This window comes from Bradyrhizobium sp. USDA 4011, assembly GCF_054063415.1.
Map to the genome: position 1 here is coordinate 2,154,377 of NZ_JBSSGG010000001.1, position 23,505 is coordinate 2,177,881.

Sequence of the window (23,505 nt, forward strand, 5' to 3'; positions counted from 1 at the left end):
CTTCTGTTTTCACAGCAAAATCCACCGCGCAGAACGTCGGCCGTGATCGGACTGTCATCACGGGCCGCTAGCTTGCCGTCCGCGTCATCCAGCGCGGAGGGAAAATCATGGAACTGAAACCAGGCGATGTCGTCATGCTGAAGTCCGGCGGCCATCCGATCACGGTGGTCGAGGTCGACGAGGACAAGGTCGAGTGCCTGTGGATGGGAACGGACGGCGATCTGTTTCGCGAAACCCTGCCGCTCGTCGCACTCGAGTCGGCCGAAATCGATCCGGAAGACGATGAAGAGGAAGACGACGAGGACGAAGACGACGACGAGGAAGAAGCGGACGACGAAGACGAGGACGACGACGGCGACCGCAAGAAGAAGCGCAAGGCGGCTTGAGATCCGTTGGCGCGATGCTGCCTGGCACATGCCGGCGGCATCGTCTCCACACCAAGTTCAATCGTCGTTCAGCCAATCGTCGCCATGCCGCCGACGATCCCGGCGGCATGGAGACGCCGGCAAGAAAATCCGGCGAGATACCCGGCAAGAAAATCTAGAGCCGATGGTCGCGGGTGAAACGGGAAACGGTCTGGTCGGCGATGCCAGACAACACCTGCGGATCGAGCGGAAAATCCGCGGCTAGCCAGGCATCCTCAGCCAGGGTCAGGACGTGCCCCAGCGCCGGTCCTTCGGCAATCCCGCGCGCGATGAAATCCGACGCCCGCAACGGAAAGTGAGGCGCGCGCCAGCGCTGCGGCAGTGTGGCGAGCGCGCGCCACTGCTCGACGTCGCGGCCCGCGCCGGTTCGCGCCCAGGCGAGCAGCAGCCGGTCGCGATAGGGCTCCTCGTCGAGCCGGTAGAGCCTGCGCTTGGCACGCGCCTCGTCCATGCCGGGCAGGCGCCACCAGCGATGACCCATCGAGTCGAGCGCCTTGGCTTCGGCGTTGGAGAGCCGCAGCCGGCTTGCGATCCGCCGCGCGTCCTCGGTCACGGCGACCGTCAGCGCGGCGAGCCGGCGCGTCGCGCTCGGCGCGAGCCCCATCAACCCTTCGATCTCTATCATCGCCGCAAACGGCCCGGTATAGGCGACGCCGCCGAACAGCGGCAGCAGCAACCCGCCATCGCCCATCGCGACCACCGCGCCGGCGGCGCCGTTCGCGACCACGAGCTTGAGCATCTCCATGCGGATGCGCTCGGCCGAGAGGCCGGCAATCCCGGCGCGCCCGCTGATACAGGCGAGATAGCCGGCGCGATCGACCTCGCCTGCGCCATAGGCGGCGTGGAAGCGGAAGAAGCGCAGGATGCGCAAGTAATCCTCGGCAATCCGCTGCGCGGGACTGCCAATGAAGCGCACCCGCCTCGCTTCGATGTCGGCGAGACCGCCGACGTGATCATGCACGACGCCCGAAGCGTCGACCGACAGGCCGTTGATGGTGAAGTCGCGCCGCTCGGCGTCGCGGACCCAGTCGCGCCCGAACGCCACCTTGGCCTTGCGGCCATAGGTCTCGGTGTCCTCGCGCAGCGTCGTCACCTCGAAGGGATGGCCGTCGACGACCAGGGTCACCGTGCCGTGCTCGATCCCGGTCGGCACGCTCTTGATGGCTGCCCGCTTGGCGCGGCGGATCACCTCCTCCGGCACTGCCGTGGTGGCGATGTCGATGTCGGCGAGCGGAATCCGCATCAGCGCGTTGCGCACGGCGCCGCCGATCACCCGCGCTTCCTCGCCGTCGGCGTTGAGGAGGCCGAGCACGCGCGCCGCGGGCCCCGAAGCGAGCCATGGCGCGTCGGACAACAGGCGCACCTCGCTCATTTCTCAGCTCCCGGCACCAACCTGCCGTTCTCGATATGGGCGGGAACGTAGGTCGAGTTCGGCGGCGCGCCGGTCAATTCGGCGAGCAGCACGAAGCTCACGATGACCAGCACCAGCGCCGCCAGCGTCAGCTTCGCGATCATGTCGAGCGGCCAGGATGCAGGCAGCGTCACGCCGGACCGCGTCGCGATGAGGAAGATGGCATAGACCGCGAAAGGGATCAGAAAGACTCCGACCTCGGTCAACACCGTGCGGATCATGACAGATAGATCCGCTCATACAGCACCCGCAGGATGCCGGCGGTCGCGCCCCAGATGTAGCGCTCGGCGAACGGCATCGCGTAGTAGGACCGGTCCATGCCGCGGAATTCCTTGGTGTGGATCTGATGATTCTCGGGGTTCATCAGGAAAGCGAGCGGTACCTCGAACGCATCGACGACCTCGGCCTCGTTGATCTCTAAGGTAAATCCCGGCTTCACCCTGGCGACCGTCGGCAGGATGCGGAAGCCGAAAGCGGTGCCATAGAGGTCGAGATAGCCGACAGGGTCGATGAATTCCCGCTTCAGCCCGACTTCTTCGCAGGCTTCGCGCAGCGCCGCATCGAGCGGCGAGGCATCGGTGGCGTCGATCTTGCCGCCGGGAAACGATATCTGACCGGCGTGGCTCGACAGATTGGGCGAACGCTGCGTCAACAGCACGGTCGGCTCGGGATGATCGACCACCGGGATCAGCACCGCGGCCGGCCGCACCGGCTGCTCCTGCGCCACGATCTCGAGCATGCGATCGTTGCCGGAATCGCCGGTGCGCGGAATGATATTCGGATCGACCAGACCCGGCGGCACTTCGAAATCGAGCCGCGTGCGGGCTCGCGCGAAGAATTCCGTCGAGCTGATCGTCGCCGGCTTCACCTTCAGCAACGGCTCGTTCAAAGTGCGCCCCTCACCTGGCTGGCATCGGCCATCGCGAAAAATTCGCCGCCGGACTCGATGCCGAACATCTCCTGACCATCGACCATCCGCTCCTCGCCCATGTCAACCAGATCGTAGTAGAGCGCGCGGGTGACCTTCGCCCACAGGTCGGCGCGGACATGCAGATAGGGCGTCAATCCGCCATCCTCGGCAGCCTCGAATCTGAGGCCGTGGCCCTTCTCGCAATCGACCCAGTCGTCGACATTGGTGCGGAACCGGAGCAAACGGCCGCGCGCGTCTTCATGGGTCTGCATTTCCACCGCAAGGAACGGCGCGTCGTCGACGCGGATGCCGACCTTCTCCACCGGTGTCACGAGAAAGTGCTTGCCGTCCTCGCGCTTCAGGATCGTGGAGAACAGCCGCACCAGCGCCGGGCGTCCGATCGGCGTTCCCATGTAAAACCAGGTGCCGTCAGGCGCGATTCGCATGTCGAGATCGCCGCAGAAAGGCGGATTCCACAGGTGAACCGGCGGCAGGCCCTTGCGTCCGGCCTGCCCCGATGTCGCAGCTTGATTGGCGGCAGTGGTCAGCCCTTCGAGGCCCTTGCCTCCGAGGGCCTTCGTTTCGAGCCCCGTAGTTTCACTGCCGGAATCGCTCTGCCCTTGCTTCGCCATTGTTTGCCCTGAAGTTTCCAACCCTCAATCTGGCACATTTGGTGCACGTATCCTGAGATGTGGTCGGGATGTCATTCTCGCCACATCGTGATGCCGTTCATACCCTGAAATACCGATAAGGTGGGGATAGTTTAATTCAACGAATACATGGCCTTCGCATAAGTTTAGCATGCGGTCCATGTGGTGACGACGCGAGAATCGAGCGCATCGTCAAGAAGGAGCGGATCGAATGGCCGGTGCAGACAGCGTCGAAAAACTGGAAGATGTGATCGTCCGCTCGGCTGAACAGGTCGCGGGCCAGATCAAGGCGGCCAAGGAAGCGGTCGCCACCGTCATCTTCGGGCAGGACCAGGTGATCGAGAACACCCTGGTCACGATCCTGTCCGGCGGCCACGCGCTGCTGATCGGCGTGCCCGGCCTTGCCAAGACCAAGCTGGTCGAGACACTCGGCGTCACGCTCGGGCTCGACGCCAAGCGCATCCAGTTCACGCCCGACTTGATGCCGTCGGACATTCTCGGCGCCGAAGTGCTCGACGAGAGCTCCGCCGGCAAGCGTTCGTTCCGCTTCATCTCGGGTCCGGTGTTCGCGCAGCTCCTGATGGCCGACGAGATCAACCGCGCTAGCCCGCGCACCCAGTCGGCGCTGCTGCAAGCCATGCAGGAGCAGCACATCACCATTGCCGGCGCGCGGCACGATTTGCCGAAGCCGTTCCATGTGCTCGCGACGCAGAACCCGCTCGAGCAGGAAGGCACCTATCCGCTGCCCGAGGCGCAGCTCGACCGCTTCCTGATGGAAATCGACGTCGACTATCCCGATCGCGACGCCGAGCGGCGCATCCTGTTCGAAACCACCGGTGCCGATGAGACGCTCGCCAAGGCGTCGATGGACGCCGAGACGCTGATCTCCGCGCAACGCCTGGTGCGCCGCCTGCCGGTCGGCGATTCCGTGGTCGAGGCGATCCTGACGCTGGTGCGCGCCGCGCGCCCCGGCACCGAGGGCGGCGAAGCCGGCAAGCTGATCGCATGGGGACCCGGTCCCCGCGCCAGCCAGGCCTTGATGCTGGCGGTGCGCGCCCGCGCGCTGCTCGACGGAAGGCTCGCGCCGTCGATCGACGACGTGCTCGATCTCGCCGAGCCCGTGCTCAAGCATCGCATGGCGCTGACCTTCTCGGCGCGCGCCGAGGGCCGCACCATTCCAGACGTGATCAAGCAGTTGAAGACGCGGATCGGTTGATGGCGGCAGACAACAGGCACCGGAACGAGGAGATCCTGGCGGTTCGACGTGCCGATGGCGAAAGCCGAACGCTCGCCGCATCGCTGCCGCGTCTTGTGCTTGAAGCCCGCCGCGTCGCCGCCAACGTCATCCATGGCCTGCACGGCCGCCGCCGCGCCGGCTCGGGCGAGAATTTCTGGCAATACCGCCGCTTCGTCTCCGGCGAGCCGTCGCAGCGCGTCGACTGGCGCCGCTCGGCGCGCGATGACCATCTCTATGTCCGCGAGCAGGAGTGGGAGGCCGCGCACACCGTGTGGATCTGGCCCGACCGCTCGCCCTCGATGGTGTTTGCCTCGCGCGAAGCCCGCGACAGCAAGCTGGAGCGCGGACTGATCGTCGCCTTCGCGCTTGCCGAGCTGCTCGTTGCGGGCGGAGAACGCGTCGGCATTCCCGGCCTGCTGAACCCGACCGCAAGCCTCAACGTGATCGACAAGATGGCGGAAGCGATGTTGCACGACGAGAAGGAGCGCGCCAGCCTGCCGCCGTCCTTCGTGCCGTCGTCGCTGGCCGAGATCGTCGTGCTGTCGGATTTCTGGTCGCCGATCGCGGAGATCACGGCGATGCTGGGCGGGCTTTCCTCCTCCGGCGCGCACGGCACCATGATCCAGGTCGTCGATCCCGCCGAAGAGAGCTTTCCTTATTCGGGCCGTGTCGAATTCGTCGAGCCCGAGGCCGGCAGCGTCATCACCGCGGGCCGCGCCGAGAGCTGGGCGAGCGACTATGTCGCGCGCGTCGCGCTGCATCGCGATCAGATCCGTGCCGAGACCAACCGGCTCGACTGGCTGTTCTCGACCCACACCACCAGCCGCTCCGCGGCCGAACTGCTGCTGTTCCTGCACGCCGGCATGATGGTGAGCAAGGGCGGCGGCCGCTCAACGGTCAAGGCGGGACGCAGCGCATGATCGCAGGCCTCCCGCTCTCCTTCGCCGAACCATTGCTGCTATTGGGGCTGATCAGCCTGCCGGTGCTGTGGTGGCTTTTGCGCGTGATGCCGCCGCGGCCGCGCCGGATCGACTTCCCGCCGACGCGGCTGTTGTTCGACATCGCACCCAAGGAGGAGACGCCATCGCGCACGCCGTGGTGGCTGACGCTGCTGCGGCTCGCCGCCGCCGCGCTGGTCATCTTCGCCGCCGCCGGGCCGATCTGGAATCCGCAGATCGGCGTTGCCGCCGGCAAGCAGCCGCTGGTGATCCTGCTCGACGACGGCTGGAGCGCGGCCTCGAGCTGGGATGCGCGGATCAAGGCCGCGGACGAGCTGGTCACCAATGCCGACAGCGACCGCCGCGGCGTCGCGCTGGTGCCGCTCTCCGAGCCGACGCGCGACATCACACTGATGCCGGCCGGTGCCGCGCGCGTCGCGCTGCGCCAGCTTGCGCCAAAGCCCTACTCGATCGATCGCGTTGAAACCCTCGCGACGCTGGAACGCTTCCTCAAATCGACCGGCGACTGCGACATCGCCTGGCTGTCCGACGGCGTCGACACCGGCCGCGGCAGCGAATTCACCGAAGGTCTCGGCAAGGTGATCGAGAGCCGCAATCTGACGATCTATGCCGGCGGCGCGCAGTCGGCGCAGGCGCTGGTCGCGGCCGAGAACGCCGCGGCCAAGATGACGGTGAAGGTGCTGCGCACCGAGAGCGGCATCGCTGCGGGAACGGTGCGTGCGGTCGACGCCAAGGGCTCGCCGATCGGCGAGGCCCGCTACGCATTCGGCCCGAAGGAGCGCGAGACAGAAGCCGCCTTCGATCTTCCGGTCGAATTGCGCAACGACATCGCGCGGCTCGAAATCTCCGGCGAGCATTCGGCCGGCGCGGTGCAGCTGCTCGACCGGCGCTGGCGCCGCCGCGCCATCGGCGTGGTCTCGGGTGCGAGCAACGACACCGCCCAGCCGCTGCTGGCCTCGACCTTCTATCTCTCCCGCGCGCTTTCGCCCTTCGCCGACGTCAGGCTCGGCGATCGCGGCGCGCCGCAGCAGGTGATCGGGCAATTCCTCAATCAGCGGCTGCCGATGATCGTGATGGCCGATGTCGGCACGCTGTCGCCGGAGATCCGCGACCGGCTCAACGCCTGGATCGAGCAAGGCGGCGTGCTAGTGCGCTTCGCCGGTCCCCGCCTCGCGCAGGCCGATGACGACCTCGTTCCCGTCAAGCTGCGCCGCGGCGGACGCACGCTCGGCGGCAGCCTGACCTGGGAGAAGCCGCAACACATGGCCTCGTTCGCCGCCGACGGCCCGTTCACGGGCCTCACCGTGCCGAAGGACATCACCGTCAGCCGCCAGGTGCTGGCCGAGCCCGACGCCGTGCTCGCGACCAAGAGCTGGGCCTCGCTGGAGGACGGCACGCCGCTCGTCACCGGCGAGCATCGCGGCAAGGGCGTGGTCAGCCTGTTCCATGTCGGCGCCGACATGCGCTGGTCGGACCTGCCGATGTCCGGCACCTTCGTCGAGATGCTGCGCCGGCTGATCGACATGTCCGGCTACACCTCGAAGCCCGGCCCCGGCGTCGCCAGCGATCCCAATGCCGAGACGGTGGCGCCGCTGCGCACGCTGGACGGCTTCGGCGCCTTCGGGCCGCCGCCTTCGACCGCCAAGCCGATGTCGGCGGACTATCGCGACCGCGGCACCGCGGACCATCCGCCCGGCTTCTACGGCACCGCCGAGAGCCCGATCGCGGTCAACACGCTGGCCTCCGCCGACCGCATTGCGCCGCTCGACATCTCCGGCCTGCGCGCGAAGCATGCGACCTACACCAACACCGAGCCGCGTGACCTGCGCGGCATCATGCTCTCGACGGCGCTGGCGCTGTTTCTGCTCGATGCGATCGTGGTGGCGATGCTCGGCGGCGGCCTTGCCGCGCTGATCCGGCGGCGCGCCGCGCCGGCGGTGCTTGCGTTAGCCTTCGTCCTTGCGACCATGATGGTGCCGTCACCGACGCGCGCCCAGAACGCCAGCAGCGACGACTTCGCCATCAAGGCGGTGTCGCAGACGCGGCTGGCCTATGTCGTCACCGGCAATGCCGACGTCGATTCCATCGTCAAGGCCGGGATGTCCGGACTGACGCTGTTCCTTGGGCAGCGCACCGCGCTGGAAGCCGGCGATCCCGTCGGCATCGATCCCGCGCGCGACGAGCTGGCATTCTTTCCGCTGATCTACTGGCCGATCGTGCCGGGCGCGCCGAAGCCGGCGCAGGACGCCATCAACAAGATCGACGCCTACATGAAGCAGGGCGGCACCGTGATCTTCGACACCCGCGACGCCGTCGAGGCGCCGCCGGGCGACAATGGCGCGTCGCAGACGCCGGGCATGCAGACGCTGCGCGAATTGCTGTCGACCCTCGACGTGCCCGAGCTCGAGCCGGTGCCGCGCGAGCACGTGCTGACCAAGACGTTCTATCTGCTGCGCGACTTCCCCGGCCGCTTCAACACGGGCCAGACCTGGGTCGAGGCGCTGCCGCGCGAGGACGACGAGGAGGCTGCGCAGCGCCCGGCGCGCGGTGGCGACGGCGTCTCGCCGATCATCATCACGTCGAACGACCTCGCCGGCGCCTGGGCGATCCGTCCCGACGGGCAGCCGATGCTGCCGCTGACACCGGGCGAGCCGCGCCAGCGCGAATTCGCCTTCCGCGCCGGCGTCAACATCGTGATGTACACGCTGACCGGCAACTACAAGGCCGACCAGGTGCACGCGCCTGCCCTGATCGAGCGGCTGGGACAATGAGCATGATCCGGAAAAGTGGGAACCGGTTTTCCGAACAGATCATGCTCACAACGAATAGAAGCAAGCCATGAACTACGGTATCGCGTTCACACCGCTGGTTCCTTCGATCGTGCTGTGGATCGCGCTCGGCGCGATCGTCGTCATCGCGGCACTGCTGCTGCTGTCGCGCGCGCGCGGCGCCGCGGTGCGTGTCGCCGCGCTGGCGCTGATCTTGCTCGCATTGGCCAATCCCTCCTTCACCCGCGAGGAGCGCGAGCCGCTATCCTCGGTCGCCGCCGTGGTGATCGACAAGAGCCCGAGCCAGAATTTCGGCACGCGCAACCAGGAGACCGACAAGGCGCGGCAGGCGCTGGTCGACAGCCTGAAGCAGATCAAGGGCCTCGAGGTCCGCGTCGTCGAGGCCGGCCAGGCCGACGGCGAAACCGACGGCACCAAGCTGTTCGGCGCGCTGACATCGGCACTGTCGGATGTTCCGGTCGAGCGCGTCGCCGGCGCGTTTATGATCACCGACGGCCGCGTGCACGACATTCCCGCCAACGCCCAGGCGCTCGGCTTCCAGGCACCGGTGCACGCTTTGATCACCGGCCGCAAGGACGAGCGCGACCGCCGTATCGCGATCACGGCCGCGCCGCGCTTCGGCATCGTCGGCCAGACCCAGACCATCACCTACCGGCTCGACGACCAGGGCGTCACCGGCGAGCGCGCCAAGGTCACGATCCGCCGCGACGGCGAGGTGATCAACGAGCGCACCCTGAGCAGCGGCCAGACCTCGAGTGTCGACATCGACATCAAGCATGCCGGGCCCAACATCGTCGAGATCGAGGCCTCGCCGCTCGAGAACGAGCTGACGCCGGTCAACAACCGCGCCGTAGTGGCGATCGACGGCGTGCGCGACAAGCTGCGCGTGCTGCTGGTATCCGGCGAGCCGCATGCCGGCGAGCGCACTTGGCGCAATCTCTTGAAGTCCGACCCCAGCGTCGATCTCGTGCACTTCACCATCCTGCGTCCGCCGGAGAAGCAGGACGGCACGCCGATCAACGAGCTGTCGCTGATCGCGTTTCCGACCCGCGAGCTGTTCCAGCAGAAGATCAACGAATTCCAGCTGATCATCTTCGACCGCTACGCCCGCCAGGGCGTGCTGCCGATCGCCTATTTCGACAACATCGCACGCTATGTCCGCTCGGGCGGCGCGGTGCTGGTGTCGGCCGGTCCCGATTACGCCTCGACCACCAGCATCTGGCGCACACCGCTGGATTCGGTGCTGCCAGCCGAGCCGGTCGGCGTCACCGAGAAGCCGTTCTACGCGCATTTGAGCGATGCCGGGAAACGCCATCCGGTGACGCGCGGGCTGGAAGGCTCGAATGCCGAGCCGCCGCATTGGAGCCGGTTCTTCCGCACCGTCGACACCCGCAACGCGATCAACCCGCCGGTCATGACCGGCGCCGACGGCAAGCCGCTGCTGCTGCTGTCGCGGTTCGGCGAAGGCCGCGTGGCGCTGCTGCTCTCCGACCAGATCTGGCTGTGGGCGCGCGGCTACGAGGGCGGCGGACCGCATCTCGATCTGTTGCGGCGCGTATCTCACTGGCTGATGAAGCAGCCCGACCTCGACGAAGAGGCGCTGCGCATGCAAGTGCAGGGCAAGGACCTGATGGTGGTGCGGCAGACCATGGCCGACAGTGTCGGGCCGGTCACCGTGACGTCGCCGAGCGGCGCCACGCATGAACTGACCTTGGCCGCTGGCGATCCCGGCGAATGGCGCGCGACGTTGCCGGCAAGCGAGCTCGGCCTGTGGCAAGCGACTGACGGCACGCTGAAGGCGCTGATCAATGTCGGCCCGACCAACCCGAAGGAATTCTCCGAGGTCACTTCGACCACCGACATGCTGAAGCCGCTGGCGCAGGCGACCGGCGGCGACGCACGGCGCATCGTCGACGGATCGAGCCTCGACATGCCGCGGATCGTACCGGTGCGCGCGTCGACGATCTTCCGCGGCGACGGCTGGCTCGGCGTCAAGATGCGCGACGCCAGCGTGGTCAAGGGCGTCGGCGTGCTGCCGATGTTCGCCGGCCTGGTCGGCCTGCTGCTGTTGCTCGGCGCATTCGCGGCAACCTGGCTGCGTGAGGGACGCTGAGCCCGGTCGGGCTCGCGTCTGCGTTGCGGCAAACACACACGGGCGACACATCGACACAGTGTGTCTGAACCCATCCGATGTTATGATGTAACATCGGGACTGCAGGGGTATTCGCGCGCTCCCGACTGGGTGGGCGCTATCGCATGAAGTGGTTCCGGAGACGCATCAAGACTGGCTCGCGGCTGGCGCTGTTCGCGCTCGCCGTCCAGTTCGTGCTGTCGTTCGGGCACCTCCACCCCATTGCGGCCGCGCAAGCGGCGCCCGCGGTCCAGACCGGCCTGTCGCTGCTCGACCTCGCCTATATCGGGACCTCGGCGACGCCGGACCTTGCGGTCCAGGTGACCGGGACCGAGCCGCCCACCAAACATGACAATGACCGGCATCCAGCCGATCATTGCGCGATCTGCGCCGTCATCGCGCTCGCGAGCAGCATGCTGTTCGCGGCGCCGCCGGTGCTGCTGCTGCCGGAAGCCGTCGAGCTTCTGTTCCGCACCACCAGTGCCGAATTCGTCCATCTGAAGTCGGCGCCTGCGGCCTTCCACTCCCGCGCACCTCCCTTGTCCTGACATCGACTGATTGCTGCACGCCCTGAGCGGACGGCCGCGTCACAGTTGCGGCCTGCTCCGCTAAGGCAAATCGGGATCGATCCGTCATTTCGACGGGGCTGGGACTTTGGATCGGGACAATGACACTTCAGAAGAAACGAGCACTCCACATCGGAGGCGCGAGCTGGCTGCTGCTCGGCGCAATGCATAGCGGCGCACTGGCCGACGACACGGCGACGCAACTCCCCGACATCACCGTGACGGCACCAAGCCCGATCCAGCGCCACCGCACCACGCCAACGCGCACCCCGACCCACGTCGTCCGGGCCGCACCTAGCCGCAACCGCGAACGCGCCGCCGCCGCACAACCTGCGCCCGCCGCACCGGCGCCGGCACCGCAGCAGGGCGTGCTCCCCATCGTCACCGACCAGTTCGCCACCGTCACCGTGATCCCGAACGAGGAACTGCGACGCTCCGGCGCCGCCACGCTCGGCGACCTCTTGTTCTCGAAGCCCGGTATCACCGGCTCGAGTTTTGCGCCCGGCGCATCGAGCCGGCCGATCATCCGCGGCCTCGACGTCAACCGCGTCGGCATCGTCGAGAATGGCCTTGGCGGCGGCGGCGTCTCGGATCTCGGCGAAGATCATTTCGTGCCGATCGATCCGTTCTCGACCAACCAGATCGAGGTGGTGCGGGGACCTGCCGCGTTGCGCTACGGCTCGACCTCGATCGGCGGCGTGGTGAGTGCCACCAACAACCGCATTCCCGACGCGATGCCGACCTGCGCGGCGCCACCATTTCAGAGCTATGGACTGCCAGTAAAGGCGCCGCTGGCTGACGCAGGCGGTCCGGGTTGCCTCAATGTCGAGACCCGCACGTCGGTGAGTTCGGTCAATCGCGGCGTCGAGGGCGGCATGCTGCTGGACGCCGGCGGCAACAACGTCGCGGTGCATGCCGACGTCTATGGCCGCACCACCAGCGACTACAGCATCCCGAGCTACCCGTATCTGTTCGACAAGACCCGACCGGTGAACGGCCGCCAGCCGAACTCTGCGACGCAGTCGGACGGCGCCTCGGTCGGCGCGTCCTATTTCTTCCAGGGCGGCTATATCGGTGCGTCGATCACCCAGAACGACTCGCTCTATCACATTCCGGGAATCGACGGCGCCGATCACCAGACCCGGATCGACGCGCACCAGACCAAGGTCGCCGTCAAGGGCGAGTACCGGCCCGATGCGGCTGCGATCGACGCCGTGCGGCTCTGGGTCGGCGCGACCGACTATCGCCACAACGAGCTCGGGCTTGCTGTCCCTGCCGATCTGTCGACCGACGGCGTGCGGCAGATTTTTACCAACAAAGAGCAGGAAGCCCGGCTCGAAGTGCAAACGATGCCATTCAACGCGCGCTTCGCGGCCGTGACGACGGCGTTCGGTCTGCAGGCCGGCCATCAGGAATTGACCGCCCCAAGTCCGGATGATCCAGGCAGCCCGCTCAACGGATTGTGGGACCCTAACAACAACAACAGGGTCGCCGGTTACGTCTTCAACGAGCTGAAATTCAGCGAGACCACCAAGGCGCACATCGCCGCACGCATCGAGCACATTGACCTCTCCGGGACAACGCCGGCATTCATACCTGACGTGTTCGACGTCAACATCGACCCTGCCAGTATTGGTCCAGCCACGCCGCGCAATGTGCACTTCGCGCCGAAAAGTGCGAGCATTGGCCTGATCCAGAACCTGCCGTGGGATCTGGTTGCGAGCATTACCGGTCAATACGTCGAACGCGCGCCGAAACCGGCGGAGCTGTTTTCACGCGGCGCCCATGATGCGACCGCCACCTTTGACATCGGCAATCCTAATCTCGGCATCGAGACGGCAAAATCGATCGAGGTCGGACTACGCCGGGCGACGGGGCCGTTGCGATTCGAACTCACCGGCTACTACACGAAGTTCAACGGCTTTATCTACCGCCAATTGACTGGCAACACGTGCGACAGCGCGGCTTGCGTGGACATAGCCAATCCGGACCAGCTTGAGCTGAACCAGGCGAGATACGCGCAGCGCGACGCCATCTTCCGTGGCGCCGAGTTCCAGAGCCAGCTCGACATCGGCGCGCTCAACGGCGGCATCTGGGGCATCGAGAACCAGTTCGACGTGGTGCGCGCCACCTTCACCGACGGCAGCAACGTGCCGCGGATTCCGCCGGTGCGGCTTGGCGGCGGCGTCTACTGGCGCGACAGCAACTGGTTCACCCGCATCAACCTGGTGCACGCCTTTGCGCAGAACGACATCGCGGTCATCGGCGAGACCCCGACCGCGGGATACAACCTGCTGAACGCGGAGATCACCTACAACACCAAGCTCAATCAATCATGGATCAGCGCGCGCGAGATGACGCTGGGCCTGGTCGGCAACAATCTGCTCAACCAGAACATCCGCAACTCGGTGTCCTACACCAAGGACGAGGTGCTGATGCCGGGCCTCGGCGTGCGGGCCTTCGCCAATCTGAAGTTCTGAGACAAGTATATCCCTCTGCCGCTTGCGGCAGAGGGATCGATGCTCTAACGCCTGCGCGGTCAGTGACCGACGACGACTTCGCTGATCTGGATCACCGGCTGCAGATCGGTGTAATTCGGAATGTCGCCCATGATCTCCTGGGCGTGCTTGCCCATACCGGCCGCGAAGGCCTCAACCGAGTCGCAGAAGATGTGGCACATTCCGACATAGGTTGCGGGCGTCCCCGGCGCGCCGCCGGCGAGCCCCTTGTCGACGGTGTAGTATTTGCAGGCGTCGCCGAGGCGCGCCTTCACCAGCGGCATGTGCTTGTCGCGATAATACTCGTGATCAAAGCGTGCGCCTGGATTGTTCGGATACATCACACTGACCTTGATCATGGCGCGCACTCTCCCTGTTGATATGACATGCGCCGGTCTTGTCCCGGCGCTTGCCTCAACTGTGCTTCAGTTTCCGACAGCGCGCAACCGTTCCGGGCGACGCTCGCGCGGATGTCAGATCGCCTTGCTCCAGTCCGGCTGGATCGGCCCGGATACGCCCTCGGCAGCGCCGTCGACCAGTTCCATGACAAGCAGGCGACTGTAGTCGACGGGGCCGGGCATCGTCATCCGGCCTTTCGGGACCGGCTTGAAGCCGACCCGCGAATAGTACGGCGCGTCACCGACCAGCACGATGAGCCGATGGCCCTTGGCGCGGGCGTCGTTGATCGCACGCTCGAGCAGCGCGCGGCCGACGCCGCGGCTGCGGAACGGCGGCTCGACCGTCAACGGCCCGAGCATCAGGGCCGGCGTATCGCCGATCGTGACCGGCAGCTGGCGCACCGAGCCGACCAGCAGCGTGCCGATCCGCGCCGTGAAGGAGACGTCGAGCAGATGATCGACATGCTCGCGCAACCGGTAGGCGCTGAGCGCGAAGCGGCCGGGCCCGAAGGTGCGCTCATGCAGGCGCTCGATCGCCTGGGCGTCTTTCGGGGTCTCGGGCAGGATGGTCAGGGACAGTTCAGTCATTGTGGGGCGCGGGATAGCATCTGGCGCGGGCGCGGTCCATCACCGCCATGTCGCCGGCGGCGGCTTGCCCTCGAGCACCTCCGCGATCCGCAGCCGCGTACCGGGGGTGGTGCCATCAGGCAGATCAGCCGGATCGAAGAAGCCGCAGGCCACGATCTCGCGATTCGGCTCCGGCAGCCGGTCTTGCCGGTAGTTCCTGACGACATAGACCGCGACATGATCGCGCGGCGAGACGTGGCTGTTGTGGAAGATGCCGTGCAGCACCGGCGTGCCGTCGAGCTCGATCCGCCCCTCCTCTTCCAGCTCGCGCCGCAGCGCTTCGATAAAACTTTCACCAACCTCGACCCCGCCGCCGGGCAGATACCAGCCCTGGACGTAGCTGTGCTTGACCAGGAACACCTTGTTATCGGCGTCGAGCACGACGGCGCGGACCCCGAGTGTCATGCTGCGGGCCAGCCGCCAATAGAAATGAAATACCCACCTGATCTGCGGCTCGTAGCGCTTGCGTAAATCGAGCAGGACCGTCACTGAACCCTCGACATCATGGTGTTTGATCCGTGCTTTGATCCTTGCGCGCTTGCGCAGCTCTTGCCAATACAGGGCAGGACGTTCGGGATAGCACGACATGACCGGCTGCCGGCCATTTTTCACCGACAATCCGAAGGGAATCGCGTGATGGCAGTGTTCCGTCTCGCGCATCTGTCGGATCCGCATCTGCCACCGCTGCCGGCGGCGCGGCTGCGCGATCTCGCCGGCAAGCGCGCCTTCGGCTACCTGAACTGGACGCGCAACCGTCACAAATATCATCGCCGCGAGGTGCTCGACACGCTGGTGTCGGACATGCAGGCACAGCAGCCGGACCACGTCGCGGTGACCGGCGATCTCGTCAACCTGGCGCTGGATGCCGAGTTCAATCCGGCCCGGCAATGGCTCGAGGGTGTCGGCAGCGCCGCCGACGTCACCGTGGTCCCCGGCAATCACGACGCCTATGTGCGCGCGACCCGGCATCGCTTCGTCAGTCACTTCGGCGACTATCTGCGCGGCGACACCGACGGCGCGGCGACGCATTTTCCGTTCGTGCGACGCCGCGGGCCGGTGGCGCTGATCGGCGTCTCCTCGGCGGTGCCGACACCGCCGCTGATGGCGACCGGCTGGCTCGGCCATGCTCAGCTCGGCGCGCTGGATACGATCCTCGCGCAGCTGTCGCGGGAGGAGGCCTTCCGCGTCCTCCTGGTGCATCACCCGCTGCACTCCGACGGGCGCGCCAAACGGCTGACCGATTCGCATCAGCTGCTGGCGCTGCTCAAGCGGCACGGCGTCGAGCTGGTGCTGCATGGCCACGACCACATCCATTCGACGATGTGGTTCGACGGCCCCGAGCGGAAGATCCCGGCGATCGGCGTGCCGTCGGCATCGGCGCTGGCGCGCAGGCACTATCCGGCGGCAGCCTACAATCTGTTCTCGATCGAGCGCGACGGCAATGGTTGGCGCTGCGAGCAGACCGTGCGCGGCCTCGGCGCTGACGACGGCATTCGCGAGCTGAAGCGAGTGCGGCTATCCTAGAGCATTTTCGGTTCTGATTGATCAGAACCGAAGCTCTAGATTCTTGTTTTGACGCGTTTTCTTCACGGCGTCCACTTCGCTCGAAAACGCTCTAATCGCCGCCCCCGCCGCCACCACACCCACCGCCGCAGCCGCCTCCGCTGTCGCCGCTACCTCCATCACCGCCGCCGTGGCCACCGCCGTCGCCACCATGGCCGCCATGGCTTCCGTCACTGCCGGCATCGCCAAACCCGCTGACGATCCGTCGATCGACGAGTCGGCGAAATCGCCGCCGCAATAGGGACTGCTGCCACCGATGCCGCTGCGGCGCAGCGCCTCGCAGTCGGTGTGGTAGATGAAGCCGTTTGCGATGCTGAGCTTGGCGTCGAGCGCGAACAACAGCGGCAGCCGCGTCGGCCTGACGGGATCGATGTTCTCGTACTTGCAGCAATACCACCAGACCCGCCGCAGCCCTTCATTGCTCCGGCGCCGCTCCTTCACCAGCACGACCGCGGGCGTGTGATGCAGGAAGGATCCGAAGGCGCGGCGGCAGAACGCGTCGTATTCGCGGGTGTAGAGAATGAATTCGTGCCAGAGGTCGTCGGCCGCCTGCGACGGCATCGAGACGTAACGCTTGCCGCTCATCAGATAGGCGAGGAAGAACTGCCGCAGGCCGCGCGACACCAGCGCGCTGTCCTTGCGGTTGAGGCCGGGGTGATGCTTCTCGAGCCGGGCCAACAGGCCGGCCGGCCACTTGAAGGTGCGAATATATTCGGCGCGCCGCAGCGTCTGCCATTTGCCGAACAGCACGGCGCTGCCGACCACCGCGGCCGCCGCCAGGATGCCGAAAAATACCGAGGCCGGAGTTACGACCACGATGCCCCCCCGCCGGTCAGCGGCTAGTAGTTCTGCAAGCTCGCCAGCAGCGCGAAGCCGAACAGCGCCAGCGCGCCCAGGACGAAGCCGAGCACGAACATGCCGATCCCGCCGCGGCGCTTCGGCGCCACCACCGGCACGGGCGGCGGAGCGGGCGGCTCGGCAACCGGAAGCGGCGTTGCCACTATCGCATGCTCGCGTTCGATCATGCGCCGCGCGACATAGTCGGTGACCGCATCGACCATCACGGCCACGTCGTGCGATTCGGCAAGCACGATGCGGCCGAACCTCGTGTCCTGCACAAAGCGGTAGATGCGCTTGTCGCGGCCCATCAGCACATGCGCGACCACGTCGATCCAGAGCCGCGGCGTCTCGCCCTGGCTGATGCCGCGGTCGAACAGATCGACCTTCTCCGGCACCTGCGCAAACAAGGGATCGAGCGCGTCGTTGAGGATCTCGAGCCGCGCCACTTCGGCATCGCGCAGCTCGACGACGACGCCGGTGCGATCGGCCGCCTCGATCCGCGCCCGCCGCAGCGCCTCTCGCAGCGTCGGCCGCATCTCGCGCGCCTCGCTGCCGTTGTTCTGCGGATCGGACATGCCTTACGGCCTCGTGGTGACGGGTTGCCTTACCTATTAACCTATCAGCAACCATGACGTCCGCAAAGGACGTTGGTTCCCAAGCACTTAGGTTGCCGCTTATCCCCAGATGAAAGATCCCGGCCCTGTCCCAAAAGCGGTCGACCCCACCCGGATGAACCGGATGGGGCCGCCGTCCTTGGACGTTTCTTAGCTCTGGTAATTTTGGCGTCAGGCCGAAACCCGCGACGGCTCCTCGACGATCGAGAAGCGCACGCCGGCCTTGTGACGGCTCTCTTCCGAGACTTCCTTCCAGCACTCTTCGGCTTCCTTGCGGGTCTTGAACGGACCGCGGACCTGGGCCGAGCCTTCGACGAGCTTGTGGAAGTTCATCGAGCCGAATTCGCCGCCGATCACCCAGAAATTGCTGCCCTTGCTCATCGTCAGTCTCCTCTAAAAATCCTGCTGCCCTTGCTCAGCCGCCTGAATTCTGATCCCCGCGACCTGTTCGTCATATCGACATTATTGACAGAGCATCACGAAGTGCGTGTCAGAAGATAAACGCGAAAACAGGAAGTTCGTACAGATACCTTGTTTTTTATTGGTGATGTCATGTAACATCTGAACTTGTAATAAATGTCGATTTGTAAATTTTGTCACAAAAATGGGTCAGGAAGGCTGTCGTGCCCGGCGAATCCGGAAAGAAGCTGTTCGTCGGTCCGCGCTTTCGGCGGATCCGCCAGCAATTGGGGCTGTCGCAGACCCAGATCGCCGAGGGGCTCGGCATCTCGCCCTCCTACATCAACCTGATCGAGCGCAACCAGCGCCCGGTGACCGCGCAGATCCTGCTGCGGCTGGCCGAGACCTACGACCTCGATCTGCGCGACCTCGCCACCGCCGACGAGGATCGCTTCTTCGCAGAACTCAACGAGATCTTCTCCGATCCCCTGTTCCGCCAGATCGACCTGCCGAAGCAGGAGCTGCGCGACCTCGCCGAGCTCTGCCCCGGCGTGACGCATGCGCTGCAACGGCTCTACGCCGCCTATACCGAGGCGCGCCGCGGCGAGACGCTAGTGGCGGCGCAGATGGCCGACCGCGAAGGCTCGCAGTTCGACGCCAACCCGATCGAGCGGGCGCGCGACCTGATCGAGGCCAACCGCAACTATTTCCCGGAGCTCGAGACCGCGGCGGAAAGTCTGCGCGACGAGCTCAACGTGCCGACCGAAGGCCTGTTCACGGCACTCGCGACGCGCCTGCGCGAAAAACATTCGATCGTTACCCGCGTCATGCCGGTCGACGTGATGCGCGAGACGCTGCGCCGTTTCGACCGCCATCGCCGGCAGCTCTTGATCTCCGAACTGGTCGACAGTGCCGGCCGCAGCTTCCAGCTCGCGCTGCAGATCGGCTTTGTCGAATGCGGCGCCGCGATCGACGCGATCGTCAGCCGCGCCGGTCCGCTCGACGACACCGCGCGCCGGCTGTACCGCATCACGCTCGCCAATTATTTCGCGGCGGCCGCGATGATGCCCTACCAGGCATTTCATTCCGCGGCCGAGGCCCTGAGCTATGACGTCCACGTGCTGGCGCAGCGCTTCAACGCCGGCTTCGAGCAGGTCTGCCACCGCCTCACCACGCTGCAACGGCCGAACGCGCGCGGCGTGCCGTTCTTCCTGCTGCGGGTCGACAATGCCGGCAACGTGTCGAAGCGGTTTTCCTCCGGGACCTTCCCGTTCTCCAAATTCGGCGGCACCTGCCCGCTATGGAACGTGCACTCGACCTTCGACATGCCCGACCGCCTGCTGAGCCAGGTGATCGAGCTGCCGGACGGCACGCGCTACTTCTCGATCGCGCAGACGGTGCGGCGGCCGGTGGCGCCCTATCCGCAGCCGCAGCCGCGCTTTGCAATCGGGCTCGGGTGCGAGATCCGTCATGCGGCAAAGCTCGTCTACGCGATCGGCATGGATCTGGAGAAGGTCGAGGGCACCCCGATCGGCGTCAACTGCCGGCTCTGCGAGCGCGAGAATTGCAGCCAGCGCGCCGAGCCGCCGATCACGCGCACCCTGATCCTGGACGAAACCACGCGGCGGGTATCGTCGTTCGCGTTCTCGAATGCACGGGAGTTGTGAGATCAATCGACCGCGGCAAAGGCCTTGCACCAGCCGTCCTTGCTGATGGCGGGAAGTCCTGTGATGGCAGCACCAACGAACGCGCGCCGCGAACGTCCGGGTCGTTGTTTGGCCATGGTGTTCACCCCCGCTCAGGGTTTGCGCAGATTGAGCGAGAAGCGCAGGTTGAGCGGCTGCAACATTTCCGGCGGCGGTGCCTCGCCGACATTGCCGCGCTTCAGGATGGTGCGCAGGTCCTCGGTCGCGCCGGCATCATTGAGCGCCGGAAACTTGACGCGCTCGACGGTGCCGTCCGGATTGAGCCAGGCCCGCACCACGAGCGTCGGCGGCGGCCCGTTCTCCTTGCCGGAATGCTCGACGACCCAGTTGCGGAAGCGATTGGCAACCGTCTCGTCGGCCGCGATCCATTCCTCGAACCGGTATTTGACCAGCTTGGCAAACTGCGCCCATGACGGCGGCGCCTGTTCCGGATTGCGAAAGTTGGCGTCTTGAGCGCGGCCCGGCGCTGGGGACAGGATCAAGAGGCCGAACGAGAGCACGAGCGTGCCCCGCAAGATGAGCATGGTTCTGGACAAGGGTTGACCGCGGACAGCCGGCTGACAGGACAACGCGAGAGTATGAGCGCTTGCAGCAACTAGTCGCTCATTGTTGCAGGCATGTGACGCGTGCCGAGATGCTGGCGGCGCGATGCGCGCGTGACGCGGTGCCGCTCATCTGCGGCCGGTCGTCCTCCTGGAAGCGCACGCCGTGCGCGGCAAGAAAGGATTTGGCGTGCACGGCATCGACCGCTAGCACGCGATCGATCGTGGTCCTGCGGCTCACCACTCCCTCGACGAGGCCACGGGAATCCAGCACCGGCGCTCCGCTGGTGCCGAACGTGACATTCGAGCGCAGCACGAGATGCTCGGGGTCGCGCAGGGTGGTATCGACGAACGCATTGCCGAGCGATCCGCCATGCGCGAGCATCGGCTTCAGGCGGTCATAAGCCTCGGCAAACACCATGTCGTTGGCGACGGACGTATTGGCGCGCGGGAATACCGCTGCGAGACCCAGCGTGCGCGGCACCTTGATCAATGCGATGTCGCTCGCGGCCAGCGCCACCACGCGCGCCGCGACGGCCCGCCCCTCCTTGCTGACGACGATGCGGGCGCAATCCGCGACCGCATGCCGCGCGGTCAGCATGTGGCCGAGATCGTCGACAAAGAACGCGGTGCCGTCGAGCCGCTGGCTGGCGGCCGGCGGACCAGTGACGTCACGCGCCAGCGGCTTTGCAGCCTCCATCTGTTGCACTCGTCGAAACGGGGAGAATGGCACCTGCGCCGCCGCCCACTGCGGCGTGAAGCCAATCACGGCGCAGCCAATCGCAACACCGCAGGCCAGCCGAACCGTGCGTACAGGCAATTTCGCGCGCGCCGTCGACGCCGCGCGTCCTAAAACCGAAACCGGGTGATGCACCTTCAGACCCCACCCCCGCAGACCCAAACCCGCCCTTCGACGCCGCCGCGCAAATCACCGGCAACGTCTGTACATACACCGCATTCAAGGGCGGATGAAGAGAACTCGACGCAGGATGAGGCGCGCCGTGCTGAACGAGGCGGCGGACGTCATGCGACGACACAGCCGGCCGGGGCTTGCGAGCCAGCATGTGCGCGCGACATCCGCCCGAGCGACTGCCCATCCGTTGAACGCGCCCCGGATCTGCGGCGCGCAACGGCCCTCGTCTCCGCGCGGGACGCCAGGAGGCGCCGCCGCGCGGGAGTGACCGCGGTCGTCAGATCGATCTGCGCCGCGTTTCGTCGTCCGTGCCTGCTAGCTTCCCGGAGGCGAGTAAGCGGCCTTGAGCTTGCCCGCGTGCTGGCGCACCACCTTGATCTCATCCTGGGTGAACAGCCGGACCAGCCGCACATTCTGCATGGTGCCGGCCGCCAAGACCACGCCGCTGATCGCGGGTGCGACACTCGGATCGGGCACGTCGAAGATCACCATCACGCCGGGGCCATCGGCCGCCGTGCTGTACATCGAAATCAATTTGCCGCCGGCCGACTCGATCAACTTCCGCGCAGCCTCATATCGATTGGTCGTCGGATTCTCCATGATGCTGTTGAGAGCGCGCGGCGTATATTCACCCGAGAAGCAGAAATGCATGGCAATTGCTCCAATTGGCTGGAATGAAAAGGGCATGCACCCGGGCGCGGCCCGGGCAGAAGATTTCGGAATGAAAATGCAAGAGTAATGGCCTGCCGATGGCCAGTAACGCTGCCGCTCATTCTTCGGATTTCGGCGCGACCGATGGCAGCTTGCCGCACAAACTACATCAAATGCCCGACAAATGAAATCGCGTTCCTGAGCTGCGCGCCGGTCACCCCGAAGGTTTGTTGCGCACCGAAGGACAGCCTGCCTGACCTGAAGCAAGAGCAAGCGCGATCGATGGCCGCACGAGCTCGGGGACGCCGCCGCCTCCGATAGCTGCTGCCCCTGTCGCAAACCGGACACCGCAATGGGGCCAGTTCATATCATTTGAGCCATCGCAAACACTGTGATCGGTCACTTTGCTAGCAAGTGATACAATTACATTGTCGTGACGCAATGATCACACGGCGGCCACCCTTTCGCGGAGGTTTCAATGCACGGGTACATCTTGGGACTAACATCTGCGCTCATCCTGGCCTACGGTACCGTCGCTGCCTCGGCACAGGATCAGATGCACCGGCCGGACATCCAACAAATGCAATCGCATCCCATCGACCACGACGGCGCGGGCATGATGGGGCACGAAGGCATGATGGGTGGACATATGATGGGGCACGGCATGATGGCGTCACCTGTCATGATGCGCATGATGTTTGCGCTGATGGACGCCGACGGCGACGGGACCATTTCGCTGCAGGAGTTCCAGGCCGCTCACGAACGGATCTTCAAGGCAATGGACGCCAACAAAGACGGCAAGTTGACGCTGGAGGAGATGCAAGCGTTCATCCATGGCGCGCGGTGACCAGCTTGCCGCTGCGGCCATGAGCTGCGATCAGAACCGTGTCGTCCGACCAATGCATGTTCGCCGGCAGGTCATATCGCCTTCCGGTCCCGAGCGCGATTGAGCAGACGCAGGCCTCGGCCAGGCGCCGTCGCCCGCGATATCCGCGCGACCCCGCGTTACGCCGCCCGAATTCGCAAAATAAAATAATGCCCCGCTGATGCGGGAGGACGCAATGAGTCTCGGCGCGATACCAATCCCGTGCTAAGGCTCCGCTGCGCTCATTGCCGAGCGTTTAGCCTGATTGGAATAAGGAGCTTTCCGATATGAATTTTCGTACATTGGGTTTCTCGATTGTTGGATTGCTTGCGGCGGTCTCCGCGACGGCAGCTGCGGATTCTCCGCCGAGCTATCAAGGCGATCCCGACACCTACAAGGTGATCTTCGAAGACCAGAATTTCCGCGTCATTGCCGCGACATGGAAGAAGGGGACGACAGACAAGCCACACTCGCACCCGGTGCCGTTCGTGGTCTATCCGCTGACCGACTGCATCATTCGTCTGCACAATGCCGACGGCACCACGCGAGACAGTCCCAGCAAGGCGGGCACGGCGTTTGCGGGGCCAATCGTGGTTTCTCACACCGCCGAGAACATCAGCAGCGACGACTGCAAGGCGATATTCGTCGAGCGCAAGTAGTCGAGCCGGCGGCGGCGAATTCTCCGTGATCATCCGTCGGCATCCCGACAGGGAATGCCGACGGATTCCGCGACAAATGACGGGCAACGTTGCTCACCACGCCGGCCGGCAGCGTTGCGCGCTTGCGGCTGGCGGTGGTCCTAAATCGCTCG

The 23,505-nt window shown here is 65.7% G+C and carries 24 protein-coding genes; 11 read left to right on the forward strand and 13 right to left on the reverse strand.

Annotated elements, in window-relative coordinates:
* Positions 1-107: 107 nt before the first annotated feature.
* Positions 108-386 carry a YodC family protein gene (locus ACVW1C_RS10000; protein ID WP_456758279.1) on the forward strand — a complete coding sequence of 93 codons (279 nt, stop codon included), beginning with the start codon at positions 108-110 and terminating at the stop codon, positions 384-386.
* Between the two features lie 154 nt (positions 387-540).
* Here the strand turns inward: ACVW1C_RS10000 and ACVW1C_RS10005 are convergent, their stop codons facing one another.
* The 4 genes from ACVW1C_RS10005 to ACVW1C_RS10020 are packed head-to-tail and all read right to left on the reverse strand — an operon-like array spanning position 541 to position 3,378.
* Positions 541-1,797: a CCA tRNA nucleotidyltransferase gene (locus ACVW1C_RS10005; RefSeq protein ID WP_456758280.1), complete on the reverse strand. Its 1,257-nt coding sequence runs from the start codon at positions 1,795-1,797 to the stop codon at positions 541-543.
* Positions 1,794-2,057, reverse strand: coding sequence for a DUF6111 family protein (locus ACVW1C_RS10010; RefSeq protein ID WP_176533164.1), 264 nt, complete (start codon positions 2,055-2,057; stop codon positions 1,794-1,796). The genes ACVW1C_RS10005 and ACVW1C_RS10010 overlap by 4 nt, the downstream gene beginning before the upstream one ends.
* Entirely contained in the window at positions 2,054-2,689 is a 636-nt protein-coding gene (locus tag ACVW1C_RS10015) for a CoA pyrophosphatase (protein ID WP_456763037.1), read from the reverse strand. The genes ACVW1C_RS10010 and ACVW1C_RS10015 overlap by 4 nt, the downstream gene beginning before the upstream one ends.
* Before the next feature lie 32 nt (positions 2,690-2,721).
* Entirely contained in the window at positions 2,722-3,378 is a 657-nt protein-coding gene (locus ACVW1C_RS10020) for a DUF1285 domain-containing protein (protein WP_456758281.1), read from the reverse strand.
* A 229-nt stretch (positions 3,379-3,607) separates the two neighbouring features.
* On the opposite strand from ACVW1C_RS10020, the gene ACVW1C_RS10025 reads away from it, so the two are divergent.
* From ACVW1C_RS10025 to ACVW1C_RS10050, 6 genes are all read left to right on the forward strand, one after another.
* Entirely contained in the window at positions 3,608-4,612 is a 1,005-nt protein-coding gene (locus ACVW1C_RS10025) for an AAA family ATPase (protein WP_456758282.1), read from the forward strand.
* Positions 4,612-5,553, forward strand: coding sequence for a DUF58 domain-containing protein (locus ACVW1C_RS10030; RefSeq protein WP_456758283.1), 942 nt, complete (start codon positions 4,612-4,614; stop codon positions 5,551-5,553). Before ACVW1C_RS10025 ends, ACVW1C_RS10030 begins: the two co-directional genes overlap by 1 nt.
* Entirely contained in the window at positions 5,553-8,363 is a 2,811-nt protein-coding gene (locus tag ACVW1C_RS10035) for a DUF4159 domain-containing protein (protein ID WP_456763038.1), read from the forward strand. The genes ACVW1C_RS10030 and ACVW1C_RS10035 overlap by 1 nt, the downstream gene beginning before the upstream one ends.
* Positions 8,364-8,430: 67 nt before the next feature.
* Positions 8,431-10,494 carry a hypothetical protein gene (locus ACVW1C_RS10040; protein ID WP_456758284.1) on the forward strand — a complete coding sequence of 688 codons (2,064 nt, stop codon included), beginning with the start codon at positions 8,431-8,433 and terminating at the stop codon, positions 10,492-10,494.
* Positions 10,495-10,637: 143 nt separating this feature from the next.
* Entirely contained in the window at positions 10,638-11,060 is a 423-nt protein-coding gene (locus ACVW1C_RS10045) for a DUF2946 domain-containing protein (RefSeq protein ID WP_456758285.1), read from the forward strand.
* A gap of 119 nt (positions 11,061-11,179) precedes the next feature.
* Complete coding sequence (locus ACVW1C_RS10050) at positions 11,180-13,558, forward strand: TonB-dependent receptor (protein WP_456758286.1); 2,379 nt, start codon at positions 11,180-11,182, stop codon at positions 13,556-13,558.
* 59 nt (positions 13,559-13,617) lie between these two features.
* Here the strand turns inward: ACVW1C_RS10050 and ACVW1C_RS10055 are convergent, their stop codons facing one another.
* The 3 genes from ACVW1C_RS10055 to ACVW1C_RS10065 form a co-directional block, all read right to left on the reverse strand.
* Positions 13,618-13,935, reverse strand: coding sequence for an EthD family reductase (locus tag ACVW1C_RS10055; RefSeq protein WP_092124536.1), 318 nt, complete (start codon positions 13,933-13,935; stop codon positions 13,618-13,620).
* Positions 13,936-14,049: 114 nt separating this feature from the next.
* Positions 14,050-14,562 (reverse strand): GNAT family N-acetyltransferase, encoded by a 513-nt coding sequence (locus ACVW1C_RS10060; protein ID WP_207835642.1) that lies wholly within the window; start codon positions 14,560-14,562, stop codon positions 14,050-14,052.
* A gap of 39 nt (positions 14,563-14,601) precedes the next feature.
* The gene (locus ACVW1C_RS10065; RefSeq protein WP_456758287.1) at positions 14,602-15,090 is read right to left on the reverse strand and encodes an NUDIX domain-containing protein; all 489 of its coding nucleotides are present in this window, start codon (positions 15,088-15,090) and stop codon (positions 14,602-14,604) included.
* Between the two features lie 147 nt (positions 15,091-15,237).
* Here ACVW1C_RS10065 and ACVW1C_RS10070 point away from each other — a divergent pair, with 147 nt between their 5' ends.
* Entirely contained in the window at positions 15,238-16,125 is an 888-nt protein-coding gene (locus ACVW1C_RS10070) for a metallophosphoesterase family protein (RefSeq protein WP_456758288.1), read from the forward strand.
* Positions 16,126-16,146: 21 nt separating this feature from the next.
* On the opposite strand, the gene ACVW1C_RS10075 is transcribed toward ACVW1C_RS10070, so the two are convergent.
* From ACVW1C_RS10075 to ACVW1C_RS10085, 3 genes are all read right to left on the reverse strand, one after another.
* Positions 16,147-16,980 (reverse strand): glycine-rich domain-containing protein, encoded by an 834-nt coding sequence (locus ACVW1C_RS10075; RefSeq protein WP_456758289.1) that lies wholly within the window; start codon positions 16,978-16,980, stop codon positions 16,147-16,149.
* Positions 16,981-17,003: 23 nt separating this feature from the next.
* The gene (locus ACVW1C_RS10080) at positions 17,004-17,579 is read right to left on the reverse strand and encodes a hypothetical protein (protein WP_456758290.1); all 576 of its coding nucleotides are present in this window, start codon (positions 17,577-17,579) and stop codon (positions 17,004-17,006) included.
* Between the two features lie 210 nt (positions 17,580-17,789).
* Positions 17,790-17,999, reverse strand: a complete 210-nt coding sequence (locus ACVW1C_RS10085; RefSeq protein WP_016839740.1) for a DUF4170 domain-containing protein — start codon at positions 17,997-17,999, stop codon at positions 17,790-17,792.
* A gap of 242 nt (positions 18,000-18,241) precedes the next feature.
* Here ACVW1C_RS10085 and ACVW1C_RS10090 point away from each other — a divergent pair, with 242 nt between their 5' ends.
* Positions 18,242-19,684 (forward strand): helix-turn-helix domain-containing protein, encoded by a 1,443-nt coding sequence (locus ACVW1C_RS10090; RefSeq protein WP_456758291.1) that lies wholly within the window; start codon positions 18,242-18,244, stop codon positions 19,682-19,684.
* Positions 19,685-19,815: 131 nt separating this feature from the next.
* Here ACVW1C_RS10090 and ACVW1C_RS10095 read toward each other — a convergent pair whose 3' ends face one another.
* The 3 genes from ACVW1C_RS10095 to ACVW1C_RS10105 form a co-directional block, all read right to left on the reverse strand.
* Positions 19,816-20,247, reverse strand: coding sequence for a hypothetical protein (locus ACVW1C_RS10095; RefSeq protein ID WP_456758292.1), 432 nt, complete (start codon positions 20,245-20,247; stop codon positions 19,816-19,818).
* A 79-nt stretch (positions 20,248-20,326) separates the two neighbouring features.
* Positions 20,327-20,965, reverse strand: a complete 639-nt coding sequence (locus tag ACVW1C_RS10100; protein ID WP_456758293.1) for a S1 family peptidase — start codon at positions 20,963-20,965, stop codon at positions 20,327-20,329.
* 528 nt (positions 20,966-21,493) lie between these two features.
* Positions 21,494-21,829: a GYD domain-containing protein gene (locus tag ACVW1C_RS10105; protein WP_456758294.1), complete on the reverse strand. Its 336-nt coding sequence runs from the start codon at positions 21,827-21,829 to the stop codon at positions 21,494-21,496.
* Between the two features lie 478 nt (positions 21,830-22,307).
* On the opposite strand from ACVW1C_RS10105, the gene ACVW1C_RS10110 reads away from it, so the two are divergent.
* Positions 22,308-22,676 carry an EF-hand domain-containing protein gene (locus ACVW1C_RS10110; protein ID WP_456758295.1) on the forward strand — a complete coding sequence of 123 codons (369 nt, stop codon included), beginning with the start codon at positions 22,308-22,310 and terminating at the stop codon, positions 22,674-22,676.
* Positions 22,677-22,981: 305 nt separating this feature from the next.
* Complete coding sequence (locus tag ACVW1C_RS10115; RefSeq protein ID WP_456758296.1) at positions 22,982-23,353, forward strand: hypothetical protein; 372 nt, start codon at positions 22,982-22,984, stop codon at positions 23,351-23,353.
* Positions 23,354-23,505: the final 152 nt, after the last annotated feature.

Coding starts and splice junctions, on each gene's coding strand:
- ACVW1C_RS10000 (WP_456758279.1), top strand. CDS start 108: ATGGAACTGAAACCAGGCGATGTCGTCATGCTGAAGTCCGGCGGCCAT.
- ACVW1C_RS10005 (WP_456758280.1), bottom strand. CDS start 1,797: ATGAGCGAGGTGCGCCTGTTGTCCGACGCGCCATGGCTCGCTTCGGGG.
- ACVW1C_RS10010 (WP_176533164.1), bottom strand. CDS start 2,057: ATGATCCGCACGGTGTTGACCGAGGTCGGAGTCTTTCTGATCCCTTTC.
- ACVW1C_RS10020 (WP_456758281.1), bottom strand. CDS start 3,378: ATGGCGAAGCAAGGGCAGAGCGATTCCGGCAGTGAAACTACGGGGCTC.
- ACVW1C_RS10025 (WP_456758282.1), top strand. CDS start 3,608: ATGGCCGGTGCAGACAGCGTCGAAAAACTGGAAGATGTGATCGTCCGC.
- ACVW1C_RS10030 (WP_456758283.1), top strand. CDS start 4,612: ATGGCGGCAGACAACAGGCACCGGAACGAGGAGATCCTGGCGGTTCGA.
- ACVW1C_RS10040 (WP_456758284.1), top strand. CDS start 8,431: ATGAACTACGGTATCGCGTTCACACCGCTGGTTCCTTCGATCGTGCTG.
- ACVW1C_RS10045 (WP_456758285.1), top strand. CDS start 10,638: ATGAAGTGGTTCCGGAGACGCATCAAGACTGGCTCGCGGCTGGCGCTG.
- ACVW1C_RS10050 (WP_456758286.1), top strand. CDS start 11,180: ATGACACTTCAGAAGAAACGAGCACTCCACATCGGAGGCGCGAGCTGG.
- ACVW1C_RS10055 (WP_092124536.1), bottom strand. CDS start 13,935: ATGATCAAGGTCAGTGTGATGTATCCGAACAATCCAGGCGCACGCTTT.
- ACVW1C_RS10060 (WP_207835642.1), bottom strand. CDS start 14,562: ATGACTGAACTGTCCCTGACCATCCTGCCCGAGACCCCGAAAGACGCC.
- ACVW1C_RS10070 (WP_456758288.1), top strand. CDS start 15,238: ATGGCAGTGTTCCGTCTCGCGCATCTGTCGGATCCGCATCTGCCACCG.
- ACVW1C_RS10080 (WP_456758290.1), bottom strand. CDS start 17,579: ATGTCCGATCCGCAGAACAACGGCAGCGAGGCGCGCGAGATGCGGCCG.
- ACVW1C_RS10085 (WP_016839740.1), bottom strand. CDS start 17,999: ATGAGCAAGGGCAGCAATTTCTGGGTGATCGGCGGCGAATTCGGCTCG.
- ACVW1C_RS10095 (WP_456758292.1), bottom strand. CDS start 20,247: ATGCTCATCTTGCGGGGCACGCTCGTGCTCTCGTTCGGCCTCTTGATC.
- ACVW1C_RS10100 (WP_456758293.1), bottom strand. CDS start 20,965: ATGGAGGCTGCAAAGCCGCTGGCGCGTGACGTCACTGGTCCGCCGGCC.
- ACVW1C_RS10105 (WP_456758294.1), bottom strand. CDS start 21,829: ATGCATTTCTGCTTCTCGGGTGAATATACGCCGCGCGCTCTCAACAGC.
- ACVW1C_RS10110 (WP_456758295.1), top strand. CDS start 22,308: ATGCACGGGTACATCTTGGGACTAACATCTGCGCTCATCCTGGCCTAC.
- ACVW1C_RS10115 (WP_456758296.1), top strand. CDS start 22,982: ATGAATTTTCGTACATTGGGTTTCTCGATTGTTGGATTGCTTGCGGCG.